Annotated in this window: 8 protein-coding genes; all 8 read right to left on the bottom strand. The window is 37.0% G+C overall.

Annotated features, from left to right (window positions below; translation table 11 throughout):
* Positions 1–54 precede the first annotated feature (54 nt).
* The 8 genes from FW778_RS18275 to FW778_RS18235 all read right to left on the bottom strand — a co-directional run bounded on the left by FW778_RS18275 (position 55) and on the right by FW778_RS18235 (position 14,532).
* A complete protein-coding gene (locus FW778_RS18275; RefSeq protein WP_150416303.1) occupies positions 55–2,052 on the bottom strand; it encodes an FAD-dependent oxidoreductase in 1,998 nt (665 codons plus the stop codon).
* A gap of 116 nt (positions 2,053–2,168) precedes the next feature.
* A complete protein-coding gene (locus FW778_RS18270) occupies positions 2,169–2,894 on the bottom strand; it encodes an SGNH/GDSL hydrolase family protein (RefSeq protein WP_150416302.1) in 726 nt (241 codons plus the stop codon).
* 69 nt (positions 2,895–2,963) lie between these two features.
* A complete protein-coding gene (locus tag FW778_RS18265; protein ID WP_150416301.1) occupies positions 2,964–4,385 on the bottom strand; it encodes a RagB/SusD family nutrient uptake outer membrane protein in 1,422 nt (473 codons plus the stop codon).
* Positions 4,386–4,452: 67 nt separating this feature from the next.
* Positions 4,453–7,854, bottom strand: a complete 3,402-nt coding sequence (locus FW778_RS18260; protein ID WP_202552343.1) for a TonB-dependent receptor — start codon at positions 7,852–7,854, stop codon at positions 4,453–4,455.
* A gap of 170 nt (positions 7,855–8,024) precedes the next feature.
* A complete protein-coding gene (locus tag FW778_RS18255; protein ID WP_150416300.1) occupies positions 8,025–9,161 on the bottom strand; it encodes a FecR family protein in 1,137 nt (378 codons plus the stop codon).
* 140 nt (positions 9,162–9,301) lie between these two features.
* The gene (locus tag FW778_RS18250; protein ID WP_202552341.1) at positions 9,302–9,904 is read right to left on the bottom strand and encodes an RNA polymerase sigma factor; all 603 of its coding nucleotides are present in this window, start codon (positions 9,902–9,904) and stop codon (positions 9,302–9,304) included.
* Between the two features lie 2,107 nt (positions 9,905–12,011).
* On the bottom strand, positions 12,012–13,187 hold the full coding sequence (locus FW778_RS18240; protein WP_150416297.1) for a DUF3179 domain-containing (seleno)protein: 1,176 nt from the start codon (positions 13,185–13,187) through the stop codon (positions 12,012–12,014).
* 43 nt (positions 13,188–13,230) lie between these two features.
* Positions 13,231–14,532, bottom strand: coding sequence for a RagB/SusD family nutrient uptake outer membrane protein (locus FW778_RS18235; protein ID WP_235906407.1), 1,302 nt, complete (start codon positions 14,530–14,532; stop codon positions 13,231–13,233).
* Positions 14,533–14,541 lie beyond the last annotated feature (9 nt).

Genomic DNA, 14,541 nt, shown 5'->3' with positions numbered 1-14,541 from the left:
ACGACCTGTTGGTGTGGCAATTTTTTATTAATGTTCAAATTTTGATACAACTCATTATTTATTTTCGGGCACAAATAATATGGCATCCGCAACGACAACACCGTCTGAGTGTTTGTTTGTGATCTCCACAAGTGATTTCTTTCCTGATGGTAAACTGTAAGTGCCCAAATCCACCCATTCACCTGAAGTCTGTCCTTCCACCTGAATATCTGATTCTCTTACTACTATTTCTTTTTTTGTTTTTCCATCAAAAACTATAATGCTGGTCACTGATGTTTCATTCTCTAATTTTGGATAATAAGAATACACTTTATATTTACCCGATTTGACGATCGTTGGTATAAACTGTACCGATTTTATTGAATCAGTTTTGCCATCTGCAGTAAATGCTGAAGGCCCATAACATTTCTGGTGAATAGTGGACCAAATACCTGTTTTTACAACGTGCGCATCATCGTCATTATCCACCAATATTTCCGGTGTACTATTATCTGCCAGGGGATTTGTTTTAAGTATTTGCCGCAGTTTGTTTATATCAATTTGCTGAACCGTTTTTTTAGTATCAGATGCTAACACAGCAGCCATAGCCGCAGATTGGCTTAACACCATAAAAACCGGCTCCATTCGGATAGAACCATAAGCAATATGAGTAGCAGATAAACAAACCGGTACTAGTAAGTTTTTGCATTCATTTGCCTTAGGTATGATTGACCTATATGAAATGGGATAAGGCCCAAAACCTCCAATTTCAACGTTACCTTCATTTTTTACCATGCCATTTACAACAATTCGCTGGCAATTATGTGAGTCCATAGTATAGGCAGCCATTCCAATACCATCACTCACCACTTCTTTAGATTCGCAATTGGCCTGTGTCATCACATATTCACCTTTCATGCGTCTCGCTTCACGCACATACATTTGCGGAGAAAAGTTTCCGTTATTCGTATATTCATCTTTTGGATACCCCCACTGTAGCATCAACTTACGTAAGTGCAAAGGCATCCGTTCATCGTGCCCTATAAAATACAAAAGTCCTTTTGTATAAGATTCATGGGCTTGTTGTATTTCCCCCCGGGTTGCATAATCGGCCGCAGGATAAGCATAATTCATCCCGATCATATCTGTTGAGAAAGGACCATTATTATTAATGTCTGTTTTATGGTTAGGTAATAAGTTAATGTTCAAAAATGACTCTAAATCTTTTGCAGGCTTTTTTTCCAGATAACGCAAAAGCAATCCGTAATGCGAGGCATTATAATCATTCGGTTTTGTGATGGTTATTCGGTTCGACGGGTTATTAGTAAGGCAGATCCTGAAATTATAGGTTTGTATTTTTTTATCGCCTGCCCCTTGAAAATCTAACGGTGCGGCACTGATACCCCACAGCAAACCACTTTGCGGATATCCGGGAACTCTATATGGATCTATGCTATCAGGAAACTGATGTCTTTCGCGTAACTGAACACCATTGTAAGTTTCATTGTACATGCTATTAGCTTCCCGCCCGGTAACGTAGGATACACCTGCTTTCGCCATCAGGTCGCCTTCATAAGAACAATCAATAAAAATTGTTGCTCTAATAATTTTATAGGAGGACCTGCCCGGTTTATCTGAATTTTCTATTGTTATTTCTTTAATAAAACCACTCTTCTTTTTTACGGATACTAGCCGGTGTTGGTACAGTACGTTCACTTTAGCAGACTTCAGGTAACCAAGAAAAATTTGTTCTGCCACATGCGGTTCAAAAATCCACTGTTCAAATTTTCCATAATGCTGCCCTATACGGCGATAAAAATCCCTAGAAATGCCCGTAATGGCATATTTATTTCCTATATCAGTGTATCCTAATCCACCGGTTGTTAACCCACCTACATGTTTACCTGGCTCAATCAATAAAACTGACTTGCCTTCTTTCTTTGCGGTGTATGCCGCTATTACACCACCGGAAGTAGCACCATATACAACTATATCATAAACCTGTTGAGCATGCCCTTCGTTACTAATAAATAGTAATAAGAGTATGATACTATTGATAATTTTCTTCTTCATGTATTACTTCTATCTTAAATTAAATATTTTAATTATGGTATAGATATAAACGTAATGCTTGTTTTTTCTCCCCTGTTTTAATTATCTGATTGACTATCTATTACCCTTGTTTTAAATCACTCGCTCAATAATTTTTTCAAATACGCCGGATAACTTTCTTTGTCCATGCTTCCATCGCCATAAGTAATACTATCACCAAAGCAAACAACCTTATGGTGCGGCAATTTTTTATTCATAATATATTCATAGACCACGATTCCCATAACCCGGTATCCTTCCGGGGTGGGATGTAAACCGTCCGTATTGTTGCTATTGGCTTGGTTTTGTATAAGGCTGCTTTTGTCTAAACCTATATTCCCAACCTTATTAAAAATGTGATGCATATCCAAAAAATAAACTTTCTTTTCTGCCGCAACTTTTTTTATAACTGCATTTACCTCGGCCATCCTTCCCGATGGCCCTTCTTCACCATAAAATTTTCTTGGGTGGCGGGTTAGCAGGTAAGGTTCATAGTTGGGTAAGATATTCATTACTAAAACCTGTGATTTTGATTTCAGGATAAGATTAATGATCCTTCGAAGATTCTTTTCATACTGTTCGATGGGTATATATTTCATGCTGTTCATATCATTCGTCCCCACCATCAATACTGTCAAATCCGGCTTATAAGCCAAACAATCTTTGTCTATTCTTTCCAACAGATCTTTTGTATTATTTCCTCCGATTCCTGCATTAATTACTATTGGTTGAGCGGATTGCTGGGCATAGGTTTTCTTGCAGCAAGTAATCATTAAAATACCTATAAAAATGAGGACGCTTTTTATATTTCGATAATAAAACATAACGTAAAATATTATTTAAATGACCTAATCATCCACAAGTCTTTGATTAGCAATTGCGGATATTAAAATTTAATAACCCGGATTTTGGTCCAGCATATGATTTGCATCTCTCTCACTTTGAGGAATCGGAAACAGAACCTGATAGGGTTTGATTATTATACTTGGATTCTGTGCATTCACAGCTTCTGCCAACTTTCCGGTTCTGATCAAATCATACCTACGATGGCCTTCAAAAGCTAACTCCAGTCTCCTTTCAAGATAAACAGAATCGCGGAATTGGCCCTGGGATAAATTTGGTGTAAGGTCATTCAACCCGGCTCTGTTTCTAATTCTGTTGATAGCCGCATAAGCATCCGGGTTATTTGATCCTTGCTCATTCAACGCTTCGGCATAAATAAGAAGAATCTCTGCATACCGAAATATAGGGTAGTTATTATTCCCTTCACCATTAGCAGTAGCTCCAGGATCCTGATATTTACCCACGTAACATGGAAAAAGAATACTCGAAGGGGCAGGTGGAGAGGTAAATAACTTTAGATTTACATCACGGCGTTTATCTGACGTTGAATAAGAGTCATAAATATTTTTGGTAGGAGGGTCATCACCATAGCCTCCCCGATCATAAGGTGCCCGCATATATCCCTGCATAAAGCTACCTTGCCCAAAACCCCCTCCCAACGCCTGGATTTCGAATATAGATTCTTTGCCGTTTTTATTTGCAACCAGGAATGCATCTGAATAATTAGTCCATAGCCCATAAATTCCTTGTGATTCCAGATCAATTACTTCTTTTGCTTTAGCAGATGCCTTATCCCATTGTTGCAGTGTTAAATAAACGGAAGCCACGAACGCTTTTGCGGCGCCCTTTGTGGCTCTTCCCTTATCTGTGCCGGAGTAACTTAAGGGCAAGGAATTTTCAGCGACTGTAAAATCTTTGATTATTTGAGTATAAACTGAATCAACTGGGCTGCGTGGTACATTTAAATTGGATAAATCTTTAGTTGCCTTGGTTATAAGGGGTACTTTCCCGTATAACCTGACTAATGTGAAATAATAAAATGCTCTCAAGAAGGCGGCTTCTCCTATTAACCTGCTTTTTAGAGTTGCATCCATAGTAATTCCCGGGATATTGTCAATGGCCGTGTTGGCACGGTTAATAGCTTGGTAACAGGTTGTCCAAAGGGCATAAAAATAAACTGTAGATGGGGTAAAAGTATATTTATCTAAATCGTTTTTTGCCTGGTTGGCAGTATTTCTTCCGTTGCCCCATTCAGCATCATCAGTGCTCTGGTCCTGAAAAACCCACATCACCTGGTTGTATAAATTAGGTGAGAATAGAGGGCTATATACGGCACTTACAGCAGCGATACCATCTGCAGAAGTTTTATAAAAATTAGCTGGTGAAAATACTGCTTCCGGCTTTTTATCCAACACTTTACTGCAAGAAGTAAAGATCAGACCAACGAATAATATGGTTATAATATGTTTCATGATTCAAATGTTTAGATTATTAGTATTCTAACTGTTAATGTAGGAATTGTCTGATGGCACCTTTTATTTATAAGCCTAGATTGAGGCCAAATAAAATCGTTTTTGCTGCCGGATAACTTCCATAGTCAAATCCCTGGCTAACGTTATCCTGCCCGTAGCGGTTAACTTCAGGATCGTATCCTGAGTATCTGGTCCAGGTTATGTAATTTTGTGCGCTTACATATATTTTCAGAGACCTTATTTTAGCTAATTTTAATGCGTTCTCAGGAAGATTATACGCTAACTGGATATTTTTTAATCTTAAATAAGAGCCGTCTTCTACCTGCCTGTTTGAAATTACGTTTGCTGGTCTGTTTACAGAAGCCCTTGGAATATCAGTATTCGTATTAGTTGGTGTCCATCGGTTTAGCATATCCCTATCTTGGTTGGTCGTTCCACTTAAGTATTCCAGTTCAAATCTGTTGGCATTGAGAATACTATTACCATAAACGCCCTGCAGAAATACTGATAACTCAAAACCTTTGAAACTAAAGTTATTGGTAATGCCTCCCAAAAACTTTGGTTGTGCCTGGCCTAGGATGGTACGATCATTATCATTGATTTTATTGTCACCGTTCAGATCCTTATACCTTCTGTCGCCTGGTTTAGCGCTTGGTTGGGCAGAACTGGCAATCTTATCGCTGGCTTGAAAAACCCCATCCGTTACATATCCATAAAATGATCCTAAAGGTTTTCCTACTTCAATAATACCGGAACTTACATTTTGGGCAATATTGGCTGTCTGGCCAGCAAAAATTTGCGATACATTGCCAATATTTAAAACGGTATTTTTATTAAAGGAAATATTAAAATCGGTGGTCCATTTAAAGGCGCCAGCTATATTTTCTGAATTTATCCCGAATTCTACTCCTTTGTTTTCTACTTCTCCTATATTTTTCAGCGCACTGGAATAACCTGAAGTTCCTGGAATAGTAATATTCAATAATAAATCTTTAGTATGCTTTATATAAGCATCTGCTGTCAGCGATAGCCTGTTATTAAAGAAAGAGATGTCCAGACCTACGTCAGATTGAGAAGTTGATTCCCATTTAAGATCAGGGTTCGCGATCTGAGAGGGACCAACACCACTGCTTATTTGATTTCCGAGCACATAATTTTGAACAGATAAAAGAGCTAGAGAAGGATAGTTGCCAATACCTTCCTGGTTACCGGTTAATCCATAACTTACTCTCAACTTTAAATCACTAAAAATGTGTAAATTTTTTATAAAATCTTCTTTATTCATGCGCCAGGCAGCGGCACCCGAAGGGAAAAAGCCATAGCGATTGTTTACTCCAAATCTTGAAGAGCCATCTACACGTCCTGTGAGCGTTAAGAGATATTTATCTTTATAGCCATAATTTATTCTGCCTAAATAAGAAGTCAAGCCCCAGGTTCCAACACCTGAATTTGGAGATAATGCCACGGAACCGGCCCCCAGGTTATTGTATCCAAGATTATCGTTAATGAAATTTCTTGAAGCTGCATAACTATATTCGGTACGGTTGGCCTGTTGCGTATAGCCAGCTAAAAAGGTAAGATGATGTATTTCGTTAAAATCTTTATCATAAGTAAGCGTATTTTCATTTAACCAGGAGATACTTTGGGTATTAGAAATAGAGGCCAAACCTCCTTGTTGAAAACCACTTAAAACAGATTTAGGCAAATAGTTGTTACCCTTTTGAAAGACACCATCTATTCCAACTAATACTTTTAATCTAAGTCCAGGGATGATATCATATTCCCCATATACATTACCTAAAACTCTATTAACATTTATTAGACTCTTAGAATCCTTTGCTAATGCTACCGGATTATCTGTCAATTGTCCGCCAGATATGTTTTGCAAAGTATAACTACCGTCGGAGTTGTAAACTGGAACTGTAGGGGATATTTGGAGTGTATTGGAAATAACCTGACCTGGTGAGCCTAAAAATCCATCGGTGCTAGATCTGTTTGACATTGAGTGGCTGAAAGTCAAACTATTTCCAACTTTAAGTTTAGAAGTTAGCTTTCTATCTAAATTTAATCGAAAAGAAGATCTTTCAAAATCAGAGTTTAAAACGATTCCTTCCTGTTTAAAATAACTTCCGGAAATTGCATATTGAGTTTTTTCATCCCCTCCATTTGCCGACAGATAATAATTGCTTATCGGGGCAGTCCTGAAAATTTGATTTTGCCAGTCGGTGCCCACTCCTATCGAATCAATTTGCTGCTGCGTATATACGGGATTACTACCAACATTAGTATTTGCTTCATTCACCAACTTGGCAAACTCAGATCCGTTTAACAATGGATATTTCCTTCTGACATTCTGAATACCATGATACACCTCAAAATTAATATTTGCCTGGCCCGACTTCCCTCTCTTAGTAGTAATTAAAACAACTCCATTTGCTCCCCTGGAACCATAAATCGCGGTTGCAGAAGCATCTTTTAGAATTTCAATTGAAGCTATATCACCCGGACTTATTGAACTTAGGCCATTTAATGACGCTCCGCTATTTCCATTATCATTATAAACAGGAACACCATCAATTACATATAAGGGTTCATTACCTCCCTGTATAGAATTACCGCCTCTTATTCTGATCGTGGTTCCACCACCAGGAGCACTAGAATTCTGTGTTACCTGTACTCCAGGGGCCTTGCCTTCTAAAGCCTGGTCAGGTGATGTAATGGCGACTGCCTTTATATCCCTTTCTGAAATAGAAGATACCGATCCTGTCAAATTGGATTTTTTCTGGGTTCCGTAGCCAATTACCACTACCTCATTTAAGCCCTTTGTTTCGGCATGAAGTACAATGCTTACCGTTTGTCGGTTTACAATTGAAACTTCACTGCTTATGTAACCCACATAAGTGAAAACCAGAGTAGTGGCAGATTCATCAACATTGAGGGAAAAATTTCCTTTAGCGTCTGTGGAAGTGCCTATCTGCGTTCCCTTTGCAGTAACACTAACACCCTGCAACGGTTGCCCTTCCTCTGTTAAAACACTCCCTGTGATTACTTTAAGAAGTACTTTTTCATTAAACAAACTGTTTAGTTCGGGTATATATAAACTATCCCCTTCCCTGTTTCTGATTAATATAATGTAACTGTTTACCACCTCATACCTTATTCCTAATGGCTGAAGAACACGGTTTAATATTTTGGAGACTTCTTCATTTTTGGCTGATATAGATACTTTCCGTGAAGAATTTATAAGCTCCGGGCTATACATAAATTTAAGTTCTGAATTTTTTTCTATTTCCGTTAGAACACTTTTGATATTCTCAGATTTGATTTTAAGAGTAATTTTTTTCAACAGCAAATCTTGACCAGTTGCGTACTTAGCATAGGAGCATAATACAAATGACAGCAAAAATGTAGAAAGCATAGAAAATTTCATAATTCCAATCACTACTGATCTCGTCAGAATTTTTTTCATAAATTTGTAATCGTTTTGGGATTTAATAATAATGTCAAAACCACCCGCTTTGGAGATTAGTCATTTTTGTGGCGGGTTCATCGAAAGCTGCCAATGCGCAAACATTGTCAGCTTTTGCTTTTTATCCTGTTTATATTTTTATCATAATTATTTATTTAGAGTTATTTAAATTATTTACAGCCCTTGGATGTTATAAAAATATTTCCATCAATTATTTCATAAGAAGCGTTTATAGCTTTGCAGATAAGACTTATTTTGTCATAGAAGCCTTCACTACCAAAAGTAGCAGTAAGAGAACAGGATGATAATAAATCATCATCATACATAATCCTTATACCATATGCATCTTCTAATAACTTAAAAACATCTTTAACCGGCGTGCCATCAAAAACGAAATTATTCTGAACAGCAGGTTCTAACAGCACTGGCTTTTCAATAATGGTTTTGGTTAACTGATCGCTCTTAAAATCATAGACCATCTTCTGATTGGGTGTCACAATTATTCCATCTAATCTTTTGGATCTGATATTCGAATCTGTAAAATTCTCTTTTTTATATACAGAAACTTTCCCGGTTCTGACTTCAACAGAGGCCGCTTTATCATTATCGTAAGCCCTTATCAAGAAACTCGTACCAAGGACTTTGGTAACCATGTTTTTTGTAAATACAAAAAAGGGCTTTAATGGATTTTTGGCAACCTGAAAAAATGCCTGACCCGTGAGATATACTTCTCTTTTGCTACCGGCAGAGTCTTCAGAAAAAGTAAGTTTACTCCTTGGAAATAATGAAACTTTGCTTCCCTCAGAAAGATTCACCTGCTGTACACTGTCTGAGTTATTTACCCGCTCAATAGATGCGGTAGAATTACTTCCATCGGGCAATTCATAATAAGCAGAATTTCCCATTTTATTATTATGCCTATAAAATATTGTGTATAATGAAAGGAAAAAAATTAATAAGATTGCGGCCGCCCCTACCCACAATCTTCTTTGTAAAAAGAATTGTTTAATAGGTATAATATTTTTATCACCATAAAAAGTCTCAACAGGTATTGTGTCGGTAGTATTATCTAATTTTTGAAGAATTTTATTTATTTCTGTGCTAATTTCTTCTTCCGATAATTTATTGTGGTTAACAGATAGCGCATACATGATAGCTTTAGAATGATTGAGAATTTCCTTTTTATCCGGATTTTCAAGTACCCATTTTTCCCAATAAACGGCATTGCTGCTTTCGTTATTTAATATCCACTCCCGGAATGATTTATTAAATACCAAATCTTCTATAGAGTTAAACTGCCTTTCCATAATGCTAAAAATTACCTTTACTATATACTATAGTGACCATCTATAAAAATCTACTGGTCTTTAAGAAAATAAATCGAAAATAGTTGGGAAGCATATGAAATCAATAGCGGAACAAAGACTGAACTTATGGAAAATGAAAATTATAAACGGATGGAAAATCCAATCAAAAGAAATACACTAAAAGGAATGGAAAAATAATCAGGTCCTGCGAGAGATTTAAACTGTTTTAGTGCGTCATACATAAGATTATACACGGACTGACGATTAAGAGTCATTATTTCAGCAATTTGCTCTACATCCATATCCATATAAAAGCGCAGATATATTATTTCTTGCTGACGCTTAGAAAGTCTTTCTACAACATTTCTGACTTTGTAAGTTAGTTCTGTTAGCTGTTCTTGTAAAATCAGGTTATTTTCAACAGGCAAAACTATATTGAAACCTGCATCAAAACTTGATTCATTAAAGTATATTGAAAGCTTATTATTGTTGATCTTTTTGTTAAGTTTCCTGCGCACCGATTTCAGCAGATAATTTTTCACTGAAGCTGTATTATTAATAGTTTCCCGATTTTTCCACAGTGTCAAAAACAAATCCTGTAAGCAGTCTTTTATAAGTTCTGTGTTTTTGGTAAATCTGCTGCCATAATTATACATATCCTGATAAAAGGTTCTAAAAATTAAACCAAATGCATCTGCATCGCCCTCTTTGAACCTGGTCCATAATAACTCATGGTCAATCATATTACAATCGTTTTTCGGCATGAAAAATAAAAATAAATATTATCCACAAATTAAAACCTCCTTAGGTAAATTATTTTTTAATCAGCAAGAGGATAGTCTGTATATGATTCAAAAATTATAGAAACAAATGCTGATTTGATTTACAGATGAAAATTACAAGAATTGAAAATTTGATTCTCTTACTTCAATAAGGAATCTCATAAATGATATAATCTATCAATTAGTCAGTACTCTATCCGACAAACAGCATATCCATTATATCATCCAAAAAATTGCAATAAAGGCAGAAAGGTATAAAGCAATATCTGTTGATGTTCTTGATCATTTCATGCAGAATGTTAATCGCAGCTTTCTTATTGTTCCTTTCAGCAACATAACTTTTATTAAGCATGCTGCTTGGAGAAGGATTTTCAGCATTCTTTGTTCTGCAAAATTTCGCTAGGTTCCTGAAAAGCGAAGAAGGAAAAAAGCCAGGTACTTACTAAACATTTTTCCTAATTGGAAATTCTTAAAAAAGCATTGCAGTTTAATCACCGGTAAAAAGCATGCTGTATGAACTATATAAGGCACCTCAACGCCTTCTTTTCCTTCGTTCGTAGTGATAACAGGCTTACGAGTTCTCACGTGAGCCTCTATTTGGCTTTATTTCAATACTGGAATTTTAACCGCTTTCAAAATCCATTTCCGGTGTACCGCCACAACATAATGCAGTTAAGCAGAATTGGTTCAAAGAACACCTACCATAAATGCTTAAAAGAATTACATGTAAACGGGTAACATTATTTATCAACCGTCCCATTCAAAGTTCCATCCGGTTAAGATTAGCATGTTACGCCTGGACATTAATGAAGAAGAAAGCAAATTTCGTCAATTGGATCTCTTTGCATCAGATTGTCCTAAAAACCTTGTCTCAGCTGCCCTTCTCCCTTCGGAGAAGGTGCCCGAAGGGCGGATCAGGCCACACCAAAATTTAGGAGAAGGCCCGGGTATCATATCTGGTACCGATAATGTACCGATACAGTATCAAAAGTGGGACACTCTTTAAAACAAAACTTAAAACAAGAAAACAGTGTGCAGAAAACACCCATTAAAATTTTTGAAAAGAATAAAGAAATATAAAAAAAAATCAACACGCCTTCCTTTAAAGAAAGCAACCAACGGGAAGCAGTAAACGAAAAGCACCGTGTATCAAATATGGGACACATAAAACTAATCGAAGTCGAAGCGTTTTTCAAACAAAATCAATATCCTCTTAAAGAAGCGCAGAAATTTTTTTATTACAACCAGGGTAAAAATTGGCAATCACCTGGCATTTTATTACCGCTGGCACCCAGCCTGCTTTTTTGAGTAAGCTGTTATCTAGCTCAACTCCTGCTGCAGTATCAGGCAGAAAATTATTACCAGTTCCATCCAACCAAAAATGAATGCATACCTCAAAGAAATTGCTGCAGCGTGTGGAATTACTAGAGAGCTCACCTTTCACATGGCAAGGCACACTTATCCCTAAACTATATCTGCCTGTCAACCATTGTGTCGATCAACAATATTTAGGTAGCGATTTGCTATTAAATTGGCTTCTGAAAACCGCGAAATCTTCAAATGCCGGTTAGATAATAGACCAGTAACTTATTACAATAAGTTGTTTGAAGAATATAATATTGGTCATCTAAAGGAGATAATCAGTTTGATAATGGTCGAGTTAGATAGAGACTTTAAGAAAAGGCATTTACATTGAAAATATTGAAAAAAGAAAATAGAACGTGGCTTGGTATTACCAAAAGTTAATCTGACGAAATACTACGTTCTTCAAAACTCCACATCTAACGTCATCGCATATCTGCTTTTTGTAAATATTTTCTTTCCTTTTTTCCCTGGAAATTTTCTGCAATGATTTTGTAATAACCTTCATCGAGATAAATGGGTAAAATGGATTTATAACTGCAATCGTAAAATTTCCATTAATTTTCGATGCTTTTCGGTTGTATCGTAAACTAAAAGCTTTGCCCTGCATTCTTCTCTAATATCGGTAAATGCGCTCCCGCTTTGTAAACAGCAATTAATATTTAAGCAATATATTCATAAGCTTGTCATTAAAAATAACTTAATCCTATTTTGTTGTGTTAGGATGAAAGGTGCTCCACGAATGCCAGAATTCCTGGTATGCCTGTACGGGATTTAATCTTTCCCCCTTTAATGTCCCGCCAATACACAGACCCTCCATATTCCAGGTAGAGTTTGTGTTTTGATCGCTAAATTGATCCTTGCTTTCTTCCTTGAAATTAAGTGCCGTTCCGTTTATACGCCTGTCGTAAACATGAAAGGAAGCGGTATCTTTTTCAATAACAAGCAAAACAGGCAAGCCTTCTATTGAATCGTTGATTACTTTGTTTTTTACCAATTCATTCCAGTCATAAGCCTTTGCAGTATAATTATGTATCACACCAATTATCCACGACTTGGGTTTCCATGATGCTGAATCTCTTTTCTCCAGGCCGCTTTTAAGAGTTCCTTTATCATAACCTGCAAGGTCTTTATAATCTTTTTTGAAAGAAGTATCCGGTTGCATAACAAATGAGTTGGGATATTCACGCAACCATGCTTCTAACGTCAGCTGCCTAGACGCAATTTCCTTTAATGCGGTTCCTTTTAAAGGGCCAGCTATAGCTTTACCCGTCGCCTGCTGCCACCAGCTTTTGGTAGTGGCATCTTCAAACATTGCATTGAAATGATCCATACCTACCAGCCTGAACGTTTCTATCTTCCCATTCACAAAAGGGCTGAACGCCCGGCCCGTTCTACATACAGTGCAATAAGTTACCATTACAGGTATACTGCCAATAGTGTCCATCACCTGGTGATGATATCCTATAATCTGAATTGGGTAGGCTTTCGCTTCTCCATTGATAGCAACACCGATGACCAGTTTATTTTTATTGGTAGTATCATTTGCTGCAGCTACAAATAATTTTTGTTTGGGCTGGTAAAACATTTTATCAGCCTCGAAGCGGTAATTAAAAAAGAAGAACACAAATCCATAGAAAATAAGAATCAAAGACAAAATGATCTTCATCCAGGTCTTTCCGTTTTTAAAAATATAGATAAGGGGAAAAACAACTAAGGCTAAGGCCAGTATTCTTATCCAACTGATATTATTGCTGATCCAGTATGCTAACCCAATCGTATTCTTATGCTGGCTTCCGGGGAATGGCATTATAAAATATACCCGTAATATTTCCGTAGCAAATAATAGCAGTAATCCCGTGATCAAAAGCAATAGTTTCATAAAAATAATTTAACCATGAATAAAGCCGTTAGCCTTACATATATTATTGTTCCGTAACAGGTAATGGAAATTCTGTCCATACATCATCTCCCGGCCTGTCAAGTGGTAAAGTATTTAAAAGGTTGTACCTGCGCATATCAATCCACCGATGCCCTTCAAAAAATAATGAGTATCTTCTCTGCTTAAGCATTTCAGTTATTAAAGCAGACTGGGTTACTGCACCACTGTAATCAGCCAGCCCGTGACCATTCCTTATAACATTTATTGCTTTAACACCTTCATTTAAATTATTAAGTTGAATGTTGGCTTCGGCATAGATAAGAATTAATTCTTCATTTCTTATAACAGGTATAGGGGCTGTAGCAGAGGTATATACCCACACATCCCTGTTGCTGCTCAACCCACTCAATGATGCAGCCGCATTTCGCAAAGTGGCTTTATTAATCCTGTCATCACCTGCTTCAATATCTGCAGCGTAAGACGGGTGTGCAAGTCTTACTTCCCCCGTTTGATTTTGCGGGATAAACATAGGATTTAATTGATCACCCGATCCCGTACCAAAAACGTGGTAAACGCCCACGTTGAAACCAGTATTCAATCCAAAAAAAGATCCACTCAGATTATCTAATGCGCCCTGCCACTTTTGTTGATACACACTAACTCTTGCTGCGATCGCCCTGTTGAATTTGACTAGGCCTGCCGCATCACTAAAGTTATTAAAACCTGCGAGCGTGAAAGCAATGGAAGCATTACTGAAATCTGCCTTAGCAGAATCGAGCAAAGAAGCGATCGATGTTAAACCATCACTATAATTTACAATGGGACCGAGATGATCAGGATCTGAAACATCTATTCTTATACCGTTTGAATCTGTGAGATTAAGATTCATTAAAAGCTGGTAAGCCTTAATAGTTCTTGCAAAACCTATATAGCCGCTTTTTTGGGCAGCCGTAATATGTGTAGAGTTTGTAGCAGCCTGTATTAGAACGTTACAATTCTTTATAACCCTATATCGTGCTGCCCAGGGGTTGACAATATAAAAATTACTTCCGCTTAATGTTGCATTGCTTGCGCCCAGCAAGTCGGTTACATACCGTGGCTCTGAACCTGAGAAATGATATCCTTCTCTTCCGATAGAACCTATATCATCAAGATATAAATTAAGTACATTCCGCATTCCTGATTCGGTACCACTTACCAGGTTATTTAATTCGCTTTGCGAAGCATCTTTCAAAAAAGACTCAACGGTTGCATTGTTTAAGTTGCCATAATCCTTTTTACACGAAGTAAAGAACAGGATCATGCACAGTAACATTATGATACTTATGGTGATAATCTTTTGCATTATAATTAA

It is taken from the genome of Ginsengibacter hankyongi (assembly GCF_008710285.1).
Lineage (GTDB): Bacteria > Bacteroidota > Bacteroidia > Chitinophagales > Chitinophagaceae > Ginsengibacter > Ginsengibacter hankyongi.
Note: the sequence above shows the minus strand (reverse complement) of the source record. Positions and strands in the feature narration are given on the sequence as shown.

Coding starts and splice junctions, on each gene's coding strand:
- FW778_RS18275 (WP_150416303.1), bottom strand. CDS start 2,052: ATGAAGAAGAAAATTATCAATAGTATCATACTCTTATTACTATTTATT.
- FW778_RS18270 (WP_150416302.1), bottom strand. CDS start 2,894: ATGTTTTATTATCGAAATATAAAAAGCGTCCTCATTTTTATAGGTATT.
- FW778_RS18265 (WP_150416301.1), bottom strand. CDS start 4,385: ATGAAACATATTATAACCATATTATTCGTTGGTCTGATCTTTACTTCT.
- FW778_RS18260 (WP_202552343.1), bottom strand. CDS start 7,854: ATGAAAAAAATTCTGACGAGATCAGTAGTGATTGGAATTATGAAATTT.
- FW778_RS18255 (WP_150416300.1), bottom strand. CDS start 9,161: ATGGAAAGGCAGTTTAACTCTATAGAAGATTTGGTATTTAATAAATCA.
- FW778_RS18250 (WP_202552341.1), bottom strand. CDS start 9,904: ATGATTGACCATGAGTTATTATGGACCAGGTTCAAAGAGGGCGATGCA.
- FW778_RS18240 (WP_150416297.1), bottom strand. CDS start 13,187: ATGAAACTATTGCTTTTGATCACGGGATTACTGCTATTATTTGCTACG.
- FW778_RS18235 (WP_235906407.1), bottom strand. CDS start 14,532: ATGCAAAAGATTATCACCATAAGTATCATAATGTTACTGTGCATGATC.